The following is an 18,177-nucleotide window of genomic DNA, read 5'->3' as shown; positions in this document are numbered from 1 at the left end:
GAATGATCGGCCGTACCCTGGGAACATATTTCGCCCGGCGCTTCCTGGAAGCGCTGGTGATCGTGTTTCTGGGATCGGCCATGCTGATCGCCGTGGTCGATTTCGTCGAGATGCTGCGCCGCACCGGCGACACCCCGAACGCCACGGTCGGCCTGCTCGCCCAGATCACGCTGTCGCGGGTGCCGGCGATGGCCGAGCAGATGATGCCGTTCGCCATCCTGTTCGCGGCGATCGGCAGCTACCTCAATTTGTCGCGGCGGCTGGAACTGGTGGTGACGCGCGCCGCCGGGGTGTCGGTGTGGCAGTTCATCTTCCCCGCCGTGGCCTGCAGCCTCGCGGTCGGCCTGTTCGCCACCACCGTCTACAACCCGGTGTCGTCGGCGCTGAAGGAGCACGCCAACGTCCTGGAGGCCGAGATTTTCGGCAGCCGATCGGTGTTCTTCCAGGGCGGCGAGAATGGCGACGTCTGGCTCAGGCAGTCGAGCGAGAGCGGGCCTGCCATCATCAACGCCAAGGCCGCCGCCGACAGCGGCCGCCGGCTCACCGGCGTGATCGTGCTGACGCTCAACAATGCCGGCCAGCTGGTGGAGCGAATCGAAGCCGCCACCGCGCGGCTGGAGGACCACGCCTGGGTTTTGGAGACGGTGCGAATCTTCTCCGCCGCAAACCAGCCACGCTCCTTCGAATCCTACCGCCTCGCCACCACCCTGACCTCCGACCAAGTGCGCGATTCGCTGTCCAAGGCCGACTCGGTGTCGTTCTGGGATCTGCCGGACGCCATCGTCGCCGCCCGCGAGGCCGGGTTATCCCCAGCGCGTTTCCAGCTTCAGTATCAGAGCCTTATTGCGCGCCCTCTGCTGTTCCTCGCCATGGTGATGATCGCGGCGGCGGTCAGTCTCAGGTTCTTCCGGGTCGGCGGCGTCGCCCCCATGATTCTGGGTGGCGTGGTCGCCGGGTTTCTGCTTTATGTCGGTTCCGAACTCGCTGAAGATCTAGCTTCGGCGGGAATGATTGGTGTTGTGCCAGCGGCCTGGGGACCAGCCGCGGCAACTGTGTTGCTGGGGTTCATGGTGCTGCTTCAGCAGGAGGACGGGTGATGATTGGTCGTGTCCGATCCGCTCATCGCCCCGCTCGGCTCGGGTCTGTGCTGGCGCGCGCGCTCCTGCTTGGCGCAGCCGCCGGTGCTCTCGCGCTCGCCTGGACCGGCCCGGTGGCGGCCCAATCGTCCGGCCCCGCGTTCGGCTCCAGCCTCGCCACGCCCAAGCTGCAGGCCGGCAAGGAGATGCTCGTCACCGCCGACGAGCTGCAATACGATTACCAGAACGAGCGCGTCTCCGCGGTCGGCCACGTCCAGATCTACAATGACGGCGCTGTGCTCGAAGCCGAGCGCGTGACCTACGACCGTCGCACCAACCTGATGTACGGCGAGGGCAACGTCCGGCTGAAAACCAAGTCGGGCGACGTCATCTATGCCGAGCGGCTGGAGCTCAGCCAGGACTTCAAGCAGGGTTTCGTCGATTCGCTGCGTCTGGAGGGCGCCGACCGGACCCACTTCGCCGCCGCCCGCGCCGACCGTCGTGACGGCGACGTGCTGGTGCTGCGCTCCGGCGTCTACACCGCCTGCGAACCCTGTAAGGAAGACCCCAAGAAGCCGGTCGCCTGGCAGGTCAAGGCCGCCCGCATCATCCACAAGGAGGGTGAGCGGATGGTCTATTACGAGAACGCCACGGTCGAGATGTTCGGCTTCCCGGTGGCGTGGTTCCCCTATTTCTCGCATCCCGACCCGACGGTGACGCGCAAGAGCGGCTTCCTGATGCCGCAATTCCGCCAGACCACCAAGATCGGCACCGCGATCGAGATGCCCTACTTCTGGGCGATCGCGCCGGACTACGACCTCACCTTGACGCCGACCATGACGTCCAAGCAGGGCCTGCTGATGCAGGCCGAGTGGCGCCAGCGCCTGATCAACGGCGCCTATACCATCCGCGCCGCCGGCATCCACCAGGAGGACCTGAGCGTCTTCGTCCGCACCGACGGCGTCAGCTACACGCCCGGCTATCGCGAGGACCGCGGCCTGATCGAATCCCACGGCGAGTTCTGGCTCAACGAGCGCTGGTCGTGGGGCTGGGACGCCATGCTGCTGTCCGACCGCACCTTCCTGCAGGACTACGATCTCAACAAGAACGACGTGTTCGGCCAGAAGGAAACCCGGTCGCAGCTGTTCCTGACTGGACAGGGCGACCGCAGCTACTTCGACGTACGCTCGGTCTACTATATGGGCCTGTCGGAATCCGACCGCCAGAAGCAGCTTCCCATCGTCCACCCGGTGTTGGACTACAATTATACGTTCGCCCCGCCGGTGTTCGGCGGCGAGCTCGGCTTTAACGTCAACCTCACCAGCCTGTCGCGCACCGACGCCGATTTCGACAATATCAATGGCTCGTCGGTCGACTGCTCGTCGCTGTCGACGGACGTCAATCGCAACAATTGCCTGATGCGCGGCTCGCCCGGCATCTACAACCGCCTGACCGCCGACCTTCACTGGAAGAAGACGCTGATCGAGCCGACCACCGGTCAGGTGCTGACGCCGTTCATGAAGGTGCGCGGCGACACCGCCTGGCGCGACGCCACCGACCGCGCCTATGTCGCCGAGTACATCAGCACCGACAACGAGGTGGTGAACCGCGGCATGCCGGCGGTCGGCGTCGAGTACCGCTGGCCGTTCCTGGGGGTGCAGTCCTGGGGCACCCAGACCCTGGAGCCGGTCGCCCAGCTGGTGGTGCGCCCGAGCGAGACCCAGATCGGCAAGCTGCCGAACGAGGACGCCCAGAGTCTGGTGTTCGACGACACCAACCTGTTCGCGATCGACAAATATTCCGGCTACGACCGCGTCGAGGGCGGCGGCCGCGTCAACGCCGGCCTCAGATATACCGCGCAGTTCAATGGCGCCGGCACGGTCAATGCGCTGTTCGGCCAGTCCTACCATCTGTTCGGCGTCAATTCGTTCGCGGTCGGCGACATGGCCAATACCGGCCTCGACTCCGGCCTGGAGACCACCAAGTCGGACTATGTCGCCGGCGTCTCCTATCAGGCCGACAAGACCTATGCGGTGTCGTCGCACTATCGCTTCGACGACGACGACTTCTCGGTTCGCCGGCTTGAGGTGCAGGCCAGCGCGAACTACGAGCGGATCACGCTTGGCGGCCTTTACGGCCGCTACGCGCCGCAGCCGCTGCTGGGCTACACCGCCTGGCGCGAAGCCGTGGTCGGCTCGACCGGCATAAAGGTGACCGACCGCTGGTCGGTGACTGCCGCGGTGCGCTACGACATCGTCAACGACAAGATCGACACCACCAACTACGGCATCAGATACCTGGACGATTGCGTCGGCCTCAGCGTGAACTACATCACCGATTATACCGAGAGCGGAAACGCCGAGAACGTCCACAAGATCATGTTCAAGATCGATCTGCGGACGCTGGGTGAAGGCGGCTTTTCGACCAGTCTCGGCTCGACGACCCAGTAACCGCCGCAATCTGGTGGAAAGAGCGGCCATGATGTCTTCGCTGCTGGCAGTCTGGCGGACCAAGGTCCGCATCGTTTGTCTTGGTGCGGCCGTGATGGCCGGCGCATGTGCGTTGGCCTCCCCGGCCTCCGCCCAGGTCGTCGCCCTCGTCAATGGCGAGCCGATCACCACCCTCGACGTCGCCCATCGCACCCGGCTGCTGACGTTGATCAACCAGGGCCGCACGCCGGGCCGCAAGGACGTGGTCGAGGAGCTGGTCGACGAGCGGCTGAAGCTTCGCGAGGCCGCCAAGTTCGGCGCCGTGCCGGCCGACAGCGAGGTCGATACCGCCTTCGCCAATGTCGCTGGCCGCGCCCGGATGTCGGCCGATCAGTTCAGTCAGATGCTGAATGCGCAGGGCTCGAACGCGCGCAGCTTCAAGAATCGCCTGCGCGCCGACATCGCCTGGAACGGCTTGGTGCGCGCCCGCTACAAAGTGGTGGCGCAGGTCGGCGACAAGGACGTCGCCGTAGCGCTGGATGCACGCAAGCAGTCCGGCGCCAAGCAGATGACGGAATACACCCTGCGCCAAGTGGTGTTCGTGGTGCCGCGCGGCGCCTCGGACGCGGTCATCGACACCCGCCGCCGCGAGGCCGAAGCGCTGCGATCCCGGTTCCAGGGCTGTGATGAGGGCATCGCCGCCGCCCGCGGCCTGCGCGAGGTGGTGGTGCGCGCGCCGATCCGCAAGACCTCCGCCGACCTCACCCCGGCACTGCGCGATCTGTTCAACAACACCCCCGACGGCAAAGCCGCGGCGCCGGAGCGAACCGAGGCCGGCGTCGAGCTGGTGGCGGTGTGCAGCCGTCGCGACCTGGCCGGACAGACCGTGGCGCACAACGAAATCCGCCAGGAGCTGGTGAGCGAGCGTCTGCAAACCCAGGCCCAGCGCTATATTGCAGAGCTCCGCCGCGCCGCCCTGATCGAATACCGCTAGAGCATTGGCCGCAAATCCGGCTGCCGGTAGGCTTGGAGCGGCCATCGGGTTCGGTCGGATCGGCGGGGCTCCGGGAGCCTCGACCAAGCCGATTGAACCAAGCCGGTCGCCACGGTTTGGCGTCTGGCATGTGCTGGCGCAAATCCGATGCCCATTCGTGCCGAACAGGCTGCCATGCCACCGCTCGCGCTGACGCTCGGCGAGCCCGCCGGCATCGGCCCCGACCTCACGCTGCAGGCTTGGGCGCAGCGCTTCGCCCTCAAGCTGCCGCCCTTCCTGACGATCGGCGACCCCGGCGTGTTCCAGGGCCGCGCCCGCGCCCTTGGCCTCGACGTTGCGGTCGAGCCGGCAACGCCGGACAGCGCCGCCGCGATGTTTCCCCACGCGCTGCCAGTGCTCGCCACCGGCCACCCGGTCACCGCCGCGCCGGGCCGGCCCGACGCCTCCAGCGCCCCGGCCGCCCGCGCCGCCATCGAGGCGGCCGTCGCGCTGGTGAGGGCCGGCCGCGCGCGCGCCGTGGTCACCAATCCGATCGCCAAATCGGTGATGTACCAGGCCGGCTTCGCCTTTCCCGGCCACACCGAGTTCCTGGCGGCGCTGGCGGCTGACGGCGGGCCGGCGCCCGGAAAGCCACCGAGAGCGGTGATGATGATCTGGTCGGCGGTGCTGGCGGTGGTGCCGGTCACCATCCACATCCCGCTGGCCGAGGTGCCGCGCCGCCTCACCCGCGATCTGATCGTCGAGACCGCGACCATCACCGCGCGCGACCTCGCCGCCCGCTTCGGCATCGCCCGGCCGCGCCTCGCCATCGCCGGCCTCAATCCGCACGCCGGCGAGGCCGGCACGCTCGGCCGCGAGGATGAGGACATCGTGCGGCCGGCGGTGGCGGCGCTGCGGGCCGCCGGCATCGACGCCCGCGGGCCGCTACCGGCCGACACCCTGTTCCACCCGGCCGCGCGCGCGACCTACGACGTCGTGCTCGGCATGTATCACGATCAGGTGCTGGCGCCGGCGAAGGCGTTGGCGTTCGACACCGCCGTCAATGTCACCCTCGGCCTGCCGTTCGTGCGCACCTCGCCCGACCACGGCACCGCCTTCGAGCTGGCCGGAACCGGGCACGCCAGCCCGTCGAGCCTGATTGCGGCCTTGCGGCTGGCGCATCGACTCGCCACACCATCCCCATGAGCCAGATCGACGATTTGCCGCCGCTGCGCGAGGTGGTGCGCCGCCACGGCCTCAGCGCCACCAAGGCGCTCGGCCAGAACTTCCTGTTCGACCTCAACTTGACCTCGCGCATCGCCCGCGCCGCCGGCCCGCTCGACGGCGTCACCGTGGTCGAGGTCGGGCCCGGTCCGGGCGGGCTGACCCGCGCCCTGCTGGCGGCCGGCGCCGCCCGCGTGGTCGCGGTCGAGCGCGACGCCCGCTGCCTGCCGGCGCTGGCCGAGATCGCCGCGCACTATCCCGGCCGGCTGGAGGTGATCGAAGGCGACGCGCTGAAGGTGAACCTCGCCGCGGCAGCCGGCGGCGCGGCCAGGATCGTCGCCAATCTGCCCTACAACGTCGGCAGCGTGCTGCTGGTCGACTGGCTGACCTCGGAGCGCTGGCCGCCGTGGTACGGCTCGATGACGCTGATGTTCCAGAAGGAAGTCGCCCAGCGCATCACCGCCCGGCCGGGCGAGGACGCCTTCGGCCGGCTCGGCGTGCTGGCGGGCTGGCGCACCGAGGCGCGAATTCTGTTCGACGTGCCGGCGTCGGCCTTCGTGCCGCCGCCCAAGGTGACCTCGTCGGTGGTGCAGCTCGTTCCGCGGGCGGCGCCGCTCGCCTGCTCGTGCGCGGTGCTGGAGCGGGTGACGGCGGCGGCGTTCGGCCAGCGTCGCAAGATGCTGCGGCAGTCGCTGAAATCGCTGGGCGGCGACACGGCAGCCTTGATCGCACAGGCCGGGCTCGACCCCACCCAGCGCGCCGAGACCGTGCCGATCGAAGGCTTCGTGGCGCTGGCCAACGCGCTGAGTGCAGACGACACCCGTCGTACCGAGCCGAGCGAAGCGTAGTCCCGGAACCGGGTGGAGACTGTGATCTTTCTGCTGACGGTCCCGGATCGGACGCTGCGCGTCGGTCCGGGACGACGACAGATGTGGCGTTACCCCGCCGGCTGATCGAGCTCGCGGATCAAGCCGCGCACGAACTCGCTGAGGCCGGTCTGGCGCTCGCGCTTCAGCCGCTCGGCGATCAGGATGGCACGCACCGCCTCGAACGCCCGCTCGAATGCGTCGTTGACGATGACGTAGTCGTATTCGGCATAATGGGTCATCTCGCCCGCCGCCTTCGACATCCGCTTCCTGATCACCTCGTCGGAGTCCTGGGCGCGGGTGTGCAGCCGCCGCTCCAGCTCGGCGACCGAGGGCGGCAGCACGAACACGGTGGCAAGGTCGTCGCGCACGCCCTCACGCAACTGCTGGGTGCCCTGCCAGTCGATGTCGAACAGCACGTCGCGGCCGCCGGCCAGCGCCGCCTCGACCGGCGCGCGCGGCGTGCCGTAATGGTGGTCGAACACCGGCGCCCATTCGAGCAGCTCGCCGTTCGCCGCCATGGCCTGAAACCGGGCGGGGTCGATGAAGTGGTAGTGCACGCCGTCGACCTCGCCCGGCCGCGACTTCCGGGTGGTGACCGACACCGACATCGTCAGCATCGGGTCGGCGTCCAGCAGCCGGCGCGACAGCGCGCTCTTGCCGGCGCCGGACGGCGAGGACAGCACCAGCATCAGGCCACGGCGGGCGGGGGTACGGCAGGCGTCGGGATGGCTCAACGCGGTCACTCCAGATTCTGGACCTGCTCGCGGAACTGATCGATCGCGTGCTTGAGTTCAAGCCCGATATTGGTCAGCGACACGTCATTGGCCTTGGCGCACAGGGTGTTGGCCTCGCGGCCGAATTCCTGGGCGAGGAAATCGAGCTTGCGGCCGACCGGCCCGCCGTCGCTGAGCAGGCGCCGCGCCTGGGCGACGTGGGCCTTGAGGCGGTCGAGCTCCTCGCGCACGTCGGCTTTCGCCGCCAGCATCACCGCCTCCTGATGCAGGCGGTCGGGGTCGAGGCCGGACGAGCCGTCCAGCAGCACGCGGATCTGCTCGGCCAGGCGAGCGCGGATCGCCTCGGCCTGACGCGCCGGGCAGGCTTCGGCGGCGTCGGTGAGGCGGGCAATCTCGTCGACCCGGCCGTTCAGCACCGTGCAAATGGCGGCGCCTTCCGAGGCGCGGGCGTCAGCGAGGCCCGCCAGCGCCGCCTCAAAGCCGGCGACGATGGCGGCGTTCAGCGCCTCGCGCTGCTCGGCGTCCGGCTCAGCCTCGACAATCTCGATGACGCCCTTGATCGCGAGCAGGCCATCGAGGCTGGGGGCGCGGGCGTCGATGCGGGAGGCGATGATGCGGGAGGCCTCGATCACCGCCGCCAACACCGGCTCGTTCACGCGCGCCTCGGTGGCGCGGGCGACGGTCGACAGCGACAGCGCCGCGTTGATGGTGCCGCGGGCGAAGCGCGCCTGCACCAGCGGCCGCACCTTGGCCTCGATGAGGTCGAAGCCGGGCGGGGTGCGCAGGCGCAAATCGAGCGACTTGCCGTTGACCGAGCGCAGCTCCCAGGCCCAGGAGGTGTCGAAGGCGGCGCCCTCAGTGCGGGCGAAGCCGGTCATGCTGGCGACGGACATGGAATACTCCCCCCGCCGGAAAAGAGGGATCGGGGTCGGCAGGGCCGCCGGACCTTAGCCAGGAGGGCGGGAGGGGACAAGGCAAGCCAAGCGATCCTATTGCCCGCTGTGCGGCTGGGGCGGCGGCCGGACCGGGGTCCGGGGGGCGGGCTTCGCCGGGGCCGGCGCGGGTGGCGTCGCCGCGGCGGGCGGCGCGGAAGCCGGGGCGGCCTGGCCGTTCTGCTGGCGCTCGATCTCGCGCCAGTGCGCCACGTTGCGGTTGTGCTCCTCCAGCGTCTCGGCAAAGACGTGGCCGCCGGTGCCGTCGGCGACGAAGTAAAGCTCCTTCGTCTGCATCGGGTTGGCGGTGGCTTCCAGCGCGGCGCGGCCGGGATTGGCGATCGGCCCCGGCGGCAAGCCATCGATGACATAGGTGTTGTAGGCGGTCGGGCGGTCGATATCGGCGCGCATGATCGGCCGGCCGAGCGTGCCCTTGCCGCCGACCAGCCCGTAGATGATGGTCGGGTCCGACTGCAGCTTCATCCGGCGCTGCAGCCGGTTGACGAACACTGCGGCGACCCGCGACCGCTCGGCGGCCTTGCCGGTTTCCTTCTCGACGATCGAGGCCAGGATCACCAGCTCCTCCGGCGAGTGCAACGGCAGGTCGGGCGCGCGCCGCGCCCATATGTCGGCCACCACCCGGCGCTGGTCGGCCGCCATCCGCTGCAGGATCTGCTCGCGGGTGATGCCGCGGTTGAAGCGGTAGCTCTCCGGCAGCAGCGTGCCATCCTTCGGGATCTCGCGGATCGGCCCGGTCAGCACCTCGTTTTCCAGCAGCCGCGCCACCGTCTGCTCGGAGGTGAGCCCCTCCGGAATCGTCACCTGGTGCAGCACCGCCTTGCCGGAGACGATGAGGCTGATGACGTCGTCGACACTGGCGCCGCGCGGGAACAGGTATTCGCCGGCCTTCAGCTCCTGGCGGGCCTGGCGCAGCAGCACGCCGCCGACGAACATCCAGCCGTTCTCCACCACGCCCTCGCGTTCGAGCACGTCGCCGATGTCGCGGAAGCCGGGGGTGCGGGACAGATTGACGATCTTGTCGGCGACCAGCGGCCCAGGCTTGCGCAGCACCGTCTCGCCGTAGGAAATCCCCACCAGCACCGCAAGGCCCGCCACCAGCACCAGCGTCATCAAGGCGCTGCCGATCGCCACCACCGGGTGGCGCGCCCGCCGCGACGGTCGGCTCTCCTTGGCCCGCTTGGCGGCATTGGCCGCGGCGTCCTTGGCCGCGGCGGCCTGTTTCGCCGCCGCCCGCGCCGCCGCCACCTTCGCAGCGGCCGCATTGGCGGCAGCCTGCTTGGCCGCGGCGAGCTTGGCCGATTCGGCGCCGTTCGATTCGATTTTGGCCGCGGGCGTCGCAACCGACGCCTCACGGCCCGGTTTCTGGACGGCGTCCGCGTCGGTGGGCGCGCCCGCACCGATCGGCGGTTCGGCCGGCAATGCCGCCAGCAATTCCGCCGTGGTGGGGACCGAAGCCACGGGGCCCGGCGACTCGGGGAGCGGCGGCTCGGGGAGCTGCGACTTGGCTGGAGCCTCCGGCACGGCCGGCGCAGGCTGCCCGCGCTCCGGCGTCGCTCCCGCCAGACCGCCCGGCACGCCGTCGCCCGGCGTGTTGTCCGGTTTGCCGTCCAGTCTGTCCTGGTTGTCCGCCATGTCCGGGTCCTCTGGCGCAATCCGCCAACCCTTCCGGCCTGGCGTCGGCGCCGACGCGCCGATGGCACTCAGCGGGCAGACTAGCGGCAAATATGGCGAAAGCGAGCGCGGCAACACCCTGAGGTCGCCGCGCGAACCGGACGGCGTCGGCTTAGTTCGCCTTGCGGAAGACCAGCGAGGCGTTGGTGCCGCCGAACCCGAACGAATTCGACAGCGCGACCTCGATCGGCCGCTTGCGCGCGGTGTGCGCGACGAGATCGATCGGGGTGTCGACCGACGGATTGTCGAGGTTGAGCGTCGGCGGCGCCACCTGGTCGCGCAGCGCCAGGATGGAGAAGATCGCCTCGACCGCGCCGGCCGCGCCGAGCAGGTGCCCGGTCGCCGACTTGGTGGAGGACATCGACACCCGGTCGGTGGCGTTGCCGAGCAGGCGCTGCACCGCGCCGAGCTCGATCTCGTCGCCCATCGGCGTCGAGGTGCCGTGCGCGTTGATGTAGTCGACTTCGTCCGCGCCGATGCCGGCCCGGCGCAGTGCCGCCTGCATGCAGCGATAGGCACCGTCGCCGCTCTCCGACGGCGCGGTGATGTGATAGGCGTCACCCGACATGCCGTAGCCGATCACCTCGGCATAGATGCGGGCGCCGCGCGCCTTGGCGTGCTCATAGGCTTCGAGCACCACCACGCCGGCGCCCTCGCCCATCACGAAGCCGTCGCGATCCTTGTCCCAGGGACGGGAGGCGCGGGTCGGCTCGTCGTTGAAGCCGGTCGACAGCGCCCGGCAGGAGCAGAAGCCGGCGATGGCCAGACGGCTGAGCGGCGATTCGGTGCCGCCCGCCACCATCACGTCGGCGTCGCCGAGCGCGACCAGCCGGGAGGCATCGCCAATGGCGTGCGCACCGGTGGAGCAGGCGGTGACCACCGCGTGATTCGGCCCCTTCAGCCCGTGCTCGATCGACACGTAGCCGGAGGCGAGGTTGATCAGCCGCCCCGGAATGAAGAACGGCGAGATGCGGCGGGGACCGCGTTCCTTGAGGATGACGCCGGCTTCGGCGATGCCCTCGATGCCGCCGATGCCGGAGCCGATCAGCACGCCGGTGGCGTTCTGCTCGTCCGGCGTCTTCGGCGCCCACCCCGCATCCTCCAGCGCCTGCCGGGCCGCCGCCATCGCATACACGATGAACGCGTCGACCTTGCGGGCCTCCTTCGGCTCCATCCACTGGTCGGGACTGAACGTGCCGTTCGACCCGTCGCCACGGGGGATCTGGGCCGAAACCTTGCAGGGCAGATCGGAGACGTCGAACGACTCGATTCGAGACAGTCCGCTCTCGCCCTTGAGGATTCGCGACCAGGACGCTTCGACCCCGCACCCAAGCGGGGACACCATGCCGAGACCGGTCACTACGACACGCCGCATCATTACGCCTCCACCGGCCGGGGATCACCCCCGGCGCGGGCCCGCTCGACCGGGCCGATTTGCGATCAGGCCGCCGTCTTGGACAGGAACTTGATCGCGTCGCCGACGGTCAGGATGGTCTCGGCCGCGTCGTCCGGGATCTCGACGCCGAACTCTTCCTCGAACGCCATCACGAGCTCGACGGTGTCAAGGCTGTCGGCGCCGAGGTCGTCGATGAAGCTCGCGCCTTCCGTCACCTTGTCGGCTTCGACGCCGAGGTGCTCAATGACGATCTTTTTCACCCGCTCGGCAATGTCGCTCATGGATTGATCCTTCGTGATGTCGCGTTTCTGTTGTCTTGGGGCAGCATCGCATTTTGAACCCTGCTCGGGTCCGTCATGCGGCCGTATTGGACTAAAACCGGGACAAACTGTTGATAGTGGCGCGGCCAAAGCCCCCCTTGCTCGCACGCTCCGGCCCGGCGGAGCCGCGGTTAGCATACTTGATCCGGCTTGGCCAGCACGCCACAGGCTTGAGAAACCTGTTCATGCCGCGGCCGTTTACACCATCGCCATTCCGCCGTTGACGTGGAGCGTCTGTCCGGTGACGTAGCCGCCGGCATTGGATGCCAGATAGACCGCGGCGGCGGCAATGTCATCGGGCGAGCCGAGACGCCCGGCCGGAACCCGGCCCAGCACCGACTCGCGCTGCTTGTCGTTCAGGACGTCGGTCATCGCGGTCGAGATGAAGCCGGGCGCGATGCAGTTGACGGTGATGCCGCGGCTGGCCACCTCGGCGGCAAGGGCCTTCGACATGCCGATCATGCCGGCCTTGGCCGCGGCATAGTTGCCCTGGCCGGGATTGCCGGTGACGCCGACCACCGAGGTGATGCCGATGATGCGGCCATGCCGGCGCTTCATCATGCCCTTCACCGCGGCGCGGGCGAGGCGGAAGCCCGCGGTCAGGTCGACCGCGATCACCTGGTCCCACTCCTCGTCCTTCATCCGCATGAAAAGATTGTCGCGGGTGATGCCGGCATTGTTGACCAGGATATCGAGCTTTCCAAGCGCGGCCTCCGCCGCCGGCACCAGCGCCTCGACCGCCGCGGTGTCGCTGAGGTTGCAGGGCAGCACGTGGACGCGCTCGCCGAGGTCGCCCGCCAGCGTCTGAAGCACCTCGGCGCGGGTGCCGGAGATCGCCACCGTGGCGCCGTGCTGGTGCAGGGCGCGGGCGATGGCGGCACCGATGCCGCCGGTGGCGCCGGTTACCAGCGCGGTCTTGCCAGTCAGATCAAACATGGTGCGTCTCACGCGCTGAGGGTGGCCTTGAACGCCGCGACGTCGTCGGGGGTGCCGACATTGCTCGCGGCAAGCTCTTTGACGATCCGTTTGGCGAGACCCGACAGTACCTTGCCGGCACCCACCTCGACCAGACGGCCGACGCCCTCGCCGGCCATGTATCCAACGGATTCGCGCCAGCGCACCGTGCCGGTGACCTGCTCGACCAGCCGGCGGCGGATCTCCGCCGGGTCGGTGATCGGCCGGGCCAGCACGTTGGCCACCACCGGCACCGCCGGCACCCGGACGTCGACCTCGGCCAGCGCCACCGCCATGGCGTCGGCGGCCGGCGCCATCAGCGGGCAATGGAACGGCGCCGACACCGTCAGCATGATGGCGCGCGAGGCGCCCTTGGCCTTGGCGATCTCGCAGGCGCGCTCGACCGCCGCCTTGTGGCCGGACACCACCACCTGGCCGGGGGCGTTGTCGTTGGCGGCCGCGCACACCTCGCCCTGGGCGGCCTCGGCGGCGACCGCGACCGCGGTGTCGAAATCGAGCCCCATCAGCGCCGCCATGGCGCCGGTGCCAACCGGGGTGGCGGCCTGCATCGAGCGGCCGCGCAGGCGCAGCAGGCGCGCGGTGTCGGCGATGGAGAGCGCGCCCGCCGCCGCCAGCGCCGAATATTCGCCCAGCGAGTGGCCAGCGACGAAGGCGGCGTCGCGGCGAAGGTCGAGGCCGGCCTCGGTCTCCAGCACCCGCATCGCCGCGAGCGACACCGCCATCAGCGCCGGCTGAGCGTTCTCGGTCAGGGTCAGGGTATCGGCCGGGCCGTCCCACATCACCTGGGTGAGCCTGTCGCCGAGCGCGGCGTCGACCTCGTCGAACACGGCGCGGGCGACCGGAAACGCCTCGGCCAGCGCCTTACCCATGCCGACGGCCTGGCTGCCCTGGCCCGGAAACACGAATGCTGTTGTCATATCGAGCGGTTCCCCCGGAAAGCGGGGCCATTGATACGGCAGGGGCGCGGGTGTCAAGGCGACGATGGTCCCAACCGGGAATCGCCGCGCCGCGGCCGTTGCACCACGGCGGTTTCGGTGTATAAGCGCCTCCTTCCACCGGCTTGGCCGGGGGCTGAACGGACAGCCGCGCCCAAATGCCATCAGGCAGGGCACGTCAGGGCGAACGCCCGCCGTCCCGTGTCCCCGCTCTCCCGAGACACCGCAGCCTTTCCGGGCCGCGAGGGGCTTGGCGCCGCGCCGGCGGAGTACCGCAACGAAAGGCGTGAATCATATGCCGTTGTACGAGCATATCTTTCTGGCCCGCCAGGACTTGACGTCCCAGCAGGTCGACGAACTAACCGCCCAGTTCAAGGGCGTCATCGAAGCCGGTGGCGGCACGGTCTCCAAGGCCGAGTATTGGGGTGTGAAGACCCTCGCCTACCGCATCAAGAAGAACCGCAAGGCCCACTTCACCCTGTTCAACATCGACGCGCCGGCTCCCGCCGTCGCCGAGATGGAGCGCCAGATGGGCCTGAGCGAAGACGTGATGCGCTCGCTCACCATCCGCGTCGACGCGCTGGAAGACAGCCCGTCGGTGATGATGATGAAGCGTGACCGCGACGAGCGTCGCGGCGACCGCCGTCGTGATCGCGACGGCTTCGGCGAGGAAGCCGAGACCGTGGAGGACAACGCATGAGCACCGCCCCGTCTCGCCGCCCGTTCTTCCGCCGCCGCAAGACCTGCCCGTTCTCCGGCGCCAACGCGCCGAAGATCGACTACAAGGACGTCAAGCTGCTGCAGCGCTACGTCTCCGAGCGCGGCAAGATCGTGCCGAGCCGCATCACCGCGGTGTCGGCCAAGAAGCAGCGCGAGTTGGCGCGCGCCATCAAGCGGGCGCGCTTCCTCGGCCTTCTGCCTTACGTCATCCGCTGAGCGGGCGCCGGCGGTTCGCCGCCGGCCTCCCCACCGGAGCTGCCGCGACACCGCGCGTCGCGGCACCTGAAGTCACGTTACGGAATCGGCCGGTCACGACGCGGCCATCCGGTTCCGTTATGTCGCATCGGGGTTGCCGGAATGAGCCGGCGGCCTGTGGTTGGGGCGGATCCCGCCTCTAACCGCTCCTTCTCAGAGCGGGACAGCTCGATGATCAGCATTGTCTCAATCGGCCTCGCGGCCGGTCTCGCCTCGGCGCTGTTGTTCGCCTCGGTTTCATCCGGCTCGGTCTTCGCCATGGCGTTGTTCTACGCCGCGCCGTTGCCGATCCTGATCGCCGGGCTGGGCTGGCGCCATCACGCCGGCCTGGTGGGCGCGGCGGTGGCGGCCGGCGTCCTGGCCTTGGCGCTCCCGTCCGTCTTCCTGATGGCCTTCTTGGTCGGCGTCGCCGTGCCGGCGTGGCTGCTCGCCTATCTGGCGCTGCTCGCCCGCCGCAACGAAGCCGGCGATGTCGAATGGTACCCGATCGGGCACCTTCTGGTCTGGGCGGCCGCGGTGGCTGCGACCGGCGTCGCCATCGGCCTCGTCGCGCTCGGCTACGGCGAGGAGAGCTACGCCACCGCACTGCGCGCGGCCGTCGAGCGGGTGCTCAAGGTACAGACCGGCACCGCGGACGGCCAGCCGCTGGTCCTGCCGGGCGTGTCCGACCCCGAGACCGTGGTGCAGTTGATGGTGGCGATGCTGCCGCCTTCGGCCGCCATCCTGTCGATGGTCACCGCGGTGCTCAACCTGTGGGGCGCCGCCCGCGTGGTACGCGCCTCCGGCCGGCTGGTGCGGCCGTGGCCGGATCTCTCCGACATCCGCCTGCCGGGACCTGCGGCGCTGGCGCTCGGCGCAGCCTCGCTGCTGAGCCTGATCGACGGCCTGGTCGGCGTCCTTGCCGGGCTGTTCGTCGGCACGTTGATGCTGGCCTACGGCCTGGCCGGGCTGTCGTTGACCCATGCGATGACGCGGGGGATGTCCGGCCGCGCCTTCATCCTCGCCACCGTCTACGTGGCCATCCTGGTGCTGGGGTGGCCGCTGTTGTTCGTCGCCATCGTCGGCCTCGCCGATGGCTTCCTCGATTTTCGCCGCCGCCGCTCCGGCCCCGGGGGGAACTCCCCGCGCTCGGGACCGCCGGCGGCGAACGACCAGTGACCTTTAAAGGAGCAACCCAATGGACGTGATCCTGCTCGAACGCGTCGCCAAGCTCGGCCAGATGGGCGAGGTTGTGCGCGTCAAGAACGGCTTTGCCCGCAACTACCTGCTGCCGAAGGGCAAGGCGCTGCGCGCCACCCAGCCCAACAAGGAGCGGTTTGCCCGCGAGCGCGTTCAGCTCGAAGCCCGCAACCTCGAACTCAAACGCGATGCCGAGGCGGTCGGCGCCAAGCTCGGCGGCCAGTCGTTCGCGGTGCTGCGCCAGGCCGGTGAGACCGGCCAGCTCTACGGCTCGGTGTCGACCCGTGACCTCGCCGAGCTGATGACCAAGGGCGGCTTCACCGTCGAGCGTCAGCAGCTCGTGCTCAACGCCCCGATCAAGACCATCGGCCTGCACAGGGTGCCGGTGGCGCTGCACCCCGAGGTCGAGGTGACGGTGGTGATCAACGTCGCCCGCAGCGCCGACGAGGCCGAGCGCCAGGCCCGCGGCGAGGACGTTAGCCGTCGCCGTGACGAGGACGAGGACGTCGCCGCCGAGGCGGAAGAGGCGTTCGAGCAGCCGGACGAAGAGGCCGAGGAGGCCTGATGCCAACGGCCCCGGATGCTGACGCATGGGGCCGTTGAAGTTCGCAGGTTTTCGTCCTTGAAAACAATGATCACGCCCGGCCCTTGCGGCCGGGCGTTTTTTATCCGCCGCCGTTTTCCGCGCGGCCGGATCGGAATCGGCTGCGCACCCAGGTGACAGTCAAGACTCGCCTTGGTTGCCGCCGGAGATTCTTGCCGAGGTGTGGATTGCGGTATCGCCGGCGCGGTCAGGGGTCACATCGTCCCCTTTCACCGCACGCGCCATGTTAATCAACGCACCCGCTGCTGGATGATGGCATGGTCGTCGAATCGCTCGCCCGCAAGACCCAAGGTGCAGACCCGCTCTATCGGGTTGCTCCGCACAATGTCGAGGTCGAGCAGGCCCTGCTCGGCGCGGTGCTGGTCAACAACGAAGCGTTCTACCGCGTCTCCGACTTCCTGGAGCCGAAGCATTTCTTCGAGCCGCTGCACCAGTCGGTGTTCGACATTTGCGGACAACTGATCCGCGTCGGCAAGGTGGCGACGCCGGTTACGATCAAGACCTTCCTGCCCGGCGATGCCGACATCGGCGGGCTGACGGTGGCGCAATATCTGGCGCGGCTGGCCGCCGAGGCCACCACCGTCATCAACGCCGCCGACTACGGCCGGGTGATCTACGACCTCGCCACCCGCCGCGAGTTGATCCGCATCGGCGAGGACATGGTTAACATCGCCTTCGACGCGCCGGTCGACATGCCGCCGACCGACCAGATCGAGGACGCCGAACGCCGCCTGTACGAGCTCGCCGAAACCGGCCGTTACGACGGCGGCTTCCTGCGTTTCTCCGACGCGCTGAAGGAGGCGATCGACATGGCCGGCCGCGCCTACCAGCGCGACGGCCATCTGTCGGGTCTGGCCACCGGGCTCGACGACGTCGACGCCCTGATGGGCGGCCTGCAGGCCTCCGACCTCATCATCCTGGCCGGTCGCCCCGGCATGGGCAAAACCGCGCTCGCCACCAACATCGCCTACAACGTCGCCGCCAATTACAACGGCCGGCCACGGCCGGACGGCACGATCGAGACGGTGACCGGCGGCATCGTCGGCTTCTTTTCGCTGGAAATGTCGGCCGAGCAGCTCGCCACCCGCGTACTTGCCGAGCAGTCCGAGATTCCGTCCTCGCGCATCCGCCGTGGCGACATTTCCGACGCCGATTTCGGCAAGCTCGCCGCCGCCGCCCAGGTGATGCAGTCGATCCCGCTCTATATCGACGACACCGGCGGCATCTCGATCGCTCAGCTCACCGCCCGCGCCCGCCGCCTCAAGCGCCAGCGCGGGCTCGACATGATGGTGGTCGATTATCTGCAGTTGCTGTCCGGCTCCTCCAAGCGCGCCAGCGAGGGCCGCGTGCAGGAAATCACCGAGATCACCACCGGCTTGAAGGCGCTGGCCAAGGAACTCTGCGTCCCGATCATCGCGCTGTCGCAGCTGTCGCGGCAGGTCGAAAGCCGCGAAGACAAGCGGCCGCAACTCTCCGACCTGCGTGAATCGGGCTCGATCGAGCAGGACGCCGACGTCGTGCTGTTCGTGTTCCGCGAGGAGTACTACCACAAGAACAAGGAGCCTCGGCAGGGCACCGAGGAGTGGTTCAAGTGGGACCAAGAACTCGAGGCGATCAAGGGCACCGCCGAGCTGATCGTCGGCAAGCAGCGCCACGGCCCGACCGGCTCGGTGAAGCTGCACTTCGCCTCCGAGTTCACCCGCTTCGCCACCCTCGCCCGCGAGGATCGCCTGCCCGACCGGCGGTGAGGGCCGGCGTCGTTTCCGACGACGTGAGACCACAACCGCGATGTCCGCCATCAATGGCCATCGTTCCGGACAAGCGGCGACGCCGCGCGGTCCGGAACCGATGATCCGCCGAGTTT

The 18,177-nt window shown here is 69.0% G+C and carries 17 protein-coding genes; 10 read left to right on the top strand and 7 right to left on the bottom strand.

The annotated features are described in order from the left end of the window. Window positions 1–2: 2 nt before the first annotated feature. From lptG to rsmA, 5 genes are all read left to right on the top strand, one after another. Window positions 3–1,097: an LPS export ABC transporter permease LptG gene (gene lptG / locus BVIR_RS03355; protein WP_055036431.1), complete on the top strand. Its 1,095-nt coding sequence runs from the start codon at window positions 3–5 to the stop codon at window positions 1,095–1,097. Beyond that, window positions 1,097–3,526: an LPS-assembly protein LptD gene (locus tag BVIR_RS03350; RefSeq protein WP_055036430.1), complete on the top strand. Its 2,430-nt coding sequence runs from the start codon at window positions 1,097–1,099 to the stop codon at window positions 3,524–3,526. The genes lptG and BVIR_RS03350 overlap by 1 nt, the downstream gene beginning before the upstream one ends. Window positions 3,527–3,554: 28 nt before the next feature. Continuing rightward, window positions 3,555–4,499 (top strand): SurA N-terminal domain-containing protein, encoded by a 945-nt coding sequence (locus tag BVIR_RS03345; protein ID WP_055036429.1) that lies wholly within the window; start codon window positions 3,555–3,557, stop codon window positions 4,497–4,499. Window positions 4,500–4,646: 147 nt separating this feature from the next. Continuing rightward, window positions 4,647–5,684 carry a 4-hydroxythreonine-4-phosphate dehydrogenase PdxA gene (pdxA, locus tag BVIR_RS03340; RefSeq protein WP_236823683.1) on the top strand — a complete coding sequence of 346 codons (1,038 nt, stop codon included), beginning with the start codon at window positions 4,647–4,649 and terminating at the stop codon, window positions 5,682–5,684. After that, complete coding sequence (gene rsmA, locus BVIR_RS03335) at window positions 5,681–6,550, top strand: 16S rRNA (adenine(1518)-N(6)/adenine(1519)-N(6))-dimethyltransferase RsmA (protein ID WP_055036427.1); 870 nt, start codon at window positions 5,681–5,683, stop codon at window positions 6,548–6,550. Before pdxA ends, rsmA begins: the two co-directional genes overlap by 4 nt. Before the next feature lie 89 nt (window positions 6,551–6,639). Here the strand turns inward: rsmA and gmk are convergent, their stop codons facing one another. The 7 genes from gmk to fabD all read right to left on the bottom strand — a co-directional run bounded on the left by gmk (window position 6,640) and on the right by fabD (window position 13,537). Further along, window positions 6,640–7,260, bottom strand: coding sequence for a guanylate kinase (gene gmk / locus BVIR_RS03330; RefSeq protein WP_055036426.1), 621 nt, complete (start codon window positions 7,258–7,260; stop codon window positions 6,640–6,642). A 50-nt stretch (window positions 7,261–7,310) separates the two neighbouring features. Further along, complete coding sequence (locus BVIR_RS03325) at window positions 7,311–8,198, bottom strand: YicC/YloC family endoribonuclease (protein WP_055036425.1); 888 nt, start codon at window positions 8,196–8,198, stop codon at window positions 7,311–7,313. A 96-nt stretch (window positions 8,199–8,294) separates the two neighbouring features. Further along, window positions 8,295–9,890: an endolytic transglycosylase MltG gene (mltG, locus tag BVIR_RS03320; protein WP_055036424.1), complete on the bottom strand. Its 1,596-nt coding sequence runs from the start codon at window positions 9,888–9,890 to the stop codon at window positions 8,295–8,297. A 151-nt stretch (window positions 9,891–10,041) separates the two neighbouring features. Then, on the bottom strand, window positions 10,042–11,304 hold the full coding sequence (gene fabF, locus BVIR_RS03315) for a beta-ketoacyl-ACP synthase II (RefSeq protein ID WP_055038644.1): 1,263 nt from the start codon (window positions 11,302–11,304) through the stop codon (window positions 10,042–10,044). A gap of 65 nt (window positions 11,305–11,369) precedes the next feature. Then, window positions 11,370–11,606 carry an acyl carrier protein gene (locus BVIR_RS03310; protein WP_055036423.1) on the bottom strand — a complete coding sequence of 79 codons (237 nt, stop codon included), beginning with the start codon at window positions 11,604–11,606 and terminating at the stop codon, window positions 11,370–11,372. A 237-nt stretch (window positions 11,607–11,843) separates the two neighbouring features. After that, window positions 11,844–12,581, bottom strand: a complete 738-nt coding sequence (gene fabG, locus BVIR_RS03305; protein WP_055036422.1) for a 3-oxoacyl-[acyl-carrier-protein] reductase — start codon at window positions 12,579–12,581, stop codon at window positions 11,844–11,846. Between the two features lie 8 nt (window positions 12,582–12,589). After that, window positions 12,590–13,537, bottom strand: a complete 948-nt coding sequence (gene fabD / locus BVIR_RS03300) for an ACP S-malonyltransferase (protein ID WP_055036421.1) — start codon at window positions 13,535–13,537, stop codon at window positions 12,590–12,592. Between the two features lie 313 nt (window positions 13,538–13,850). On the opposite strand from fabD, the gene rpsF reads away from it, so the two are divergent. The 5 genes from rpsF to BVIR_RS03275 all read left to right on the top strand — a co-directional run bounded on the left by rpsF (window position 13,851) and on the right by BVIR_RS03275 (window position 18,061). Beyond that, a complete protein-coding gene (rpsF, locus tag BVIR_RS03295; protein WP_055036420.1) occupies window positions 13,851–14,255 on the top strand; it encodes a 30S ribosomal protein S6 in 405 nt (134 codons plus the stop codon). Continuing rightward, window positions 14,252–14,491, top strand: a complete 240-nt coding sequence (gene rpsR, locus BVIR_RS03290) for a 30S ribosomal protein S18 (RefSeq protein ID WP_055036419.1) — start codon at window positions 14,252–14,254, stop codon at window positions 14,489–14,491. The genes rpsF and rpsR overlap by 4 nt, the downstream gene beginning before the upstream one ends. A 210-nt stretch (window positions 14,492–14,701) precedes the next feature. Next, window positions 14,702–15,688 carry a DUF2232 domain-containing protein gene (locus BVIR_RS03285; RefSeq protein ID WP_055036418.1) on the top strand — a complete coding sequence of 329 codons (987 nt, stop codon included), beginning with the start codon at window positions 14,702–14,704 and terminating at the stop codon, window positions 15,686–15,688. Between the two features lie 19 nt (window positions 15,689–15,707). Further along, window positions 15,708–16,274, top strand: coding sequence for a 50S ribosomal protein L9 (gene rplI, locus BVIR_RS03280; RefSeq protein WP_055036417.1), 567 nt, complete (start codon window positions 15,708–15,710; stop codon window positions 16,272–16,274). 296 nt (window positions 16,275–16,570) lie between these two features. Continuing rightward, window positions 16,571–18,061, top strand: a complete 1,491-nt coding sequence (locus tag BVIR_RS03275) for a replicative DNA helicase (protein ID WP_055036416.1) — start codon at window positions 16,571–16,573, stop codon at window positions 18,059–18,061. Window positions 18,062–18,177: the final 116 nt, after the last annotated feature.

It is taken from the genome of Blastochloris viridis (assembly GCF_001402875.1).
Classification (GTDB): Bacteria; Pseudomonadota; Alphaproteobacteria; order Rhizobiales; family Xanthobacteraceae; genus Blastochloris; species Blastochloris viridis.
The sequence above is the reverse complement of the archived record's forward strand: the minus strand, read 5'-3'. Positions and strand labels throughout refer to the sequence as shown.

Bases quoted from the DNA above. Each gene is read 5' to 3' on its own strand.
- fabD (WP_055036421.1), bottom strand. From the start codon at position 13,537: ATGACAACAGCATTCGTGTTTCCGGGCCAGGGCAGCCAGGCCGTCGGC.
- BVIR_RS03275 (WP_055036416.1), top strand. From the start codon at position 16,571: ATGGTCGTCGAATCGCTCGCCCGCAAGACCCAAGGTGCAGACCCGCTC.
- fabG (WP_055036422.1), bottom strand. From the start codon at position 12,581: ATGTTTGATCTGACTGGCAAGACCGCGCTGGTAACCGGCGCCACCGGC.
- rpsF (WP_055036420.1), top strand. From the start codon at position 13,851: ATGCCGTTGTACGAGCATATCTTTCTGGCCCGCCAGGACTTGACGTCC.
- BVIR_RS03345 (WP_055036429.1), top strand. From the start codon at position 3,555: ATGATGTCTTCGCTGCTGGCAGTCTGGCGGACCAAGGTCCGCATCGTT.
- gmk (WP_055036426.1), bottom strand. From the start codon at position 7,260: ATGCTGGTGCTGTCCTCGCCGTCCGGCGCCGGCAAGAGCGCGCTGTCG.
- mltG (WP_055036424.1), bottom strand. From the start codon at position 9,890: ATGGCGGACAACCAGGACAGACTGGACGGCAAACCGGACAACACGCCG.
- fabF (WP_055038644.1), bottom strand. From the start codon at position 11,304: ATGCGGCGTGTCGTAGTGACCGGTCTCGGCATGGTGTCCCCGCTTGGG.
- pdxA (WP_236823683.1), top strand. From the start codon at position 4,647: ATGCCCATTCGTGCCGAACAGGCTGCCATGCCACCGCTCGCGCTGACG.
- rpsR (WP_055036419.1), top strand. From the start codon at position 14,252: ATGAGCACCGCCCCGTCTCGCCGCCCGTTCTTCCGCCGCCGCAAGACC.
- BVIR_RS03310 (WP_055036423.1), bottom strand. From the start codon at position 11,606: ATGAGCGACATTGCCGAGCGGGTGAAAAAGATCGTCATTGAGCACCTC.
- BVIR_RS03325 (WP_055036425.1), bottom strand. From the start codon at position 8,198: ATGTCCGTCGCCAGCATGACCGGCTTCGCCCGCACTGAGGGCGCCGCC.
- BVIR_RS03350 (WP_055036430.1), top strand. From the start codon at position 1,097: ATGATTGGTCGTGTCCGATCCGCTCATCGCCCCGCTCGGCTCGGGTCT.
- lptG (WP_055036431.1), top strand. From the start codon at position 3: ATGATCGGCCGTACCCTGGGAACATATTTCGCCCGGCGCTTCCTGGAA.
- rplI (WP_055036417.1), top strand. From the start codon at position 15,708: ATGGACGTGATCCTGCTCGAACGCGTCGCCAAGCTCGGCCAGATGGGC.
- rsmA (WP_055036427.1), top strand. From the start codon at position 5,681: ATGAGCCAGATCGACGATTTGCCGCCGCTGCGCGAGGTGGTGCGCCGC.
- BVIR_RS03285 (WP_055036418.1), top strand. From the start codon at position 14,702: ATGATCAGCATTGTCTCAATCGGCCTCGCGGCCGGTCTCGCCTCGGCG.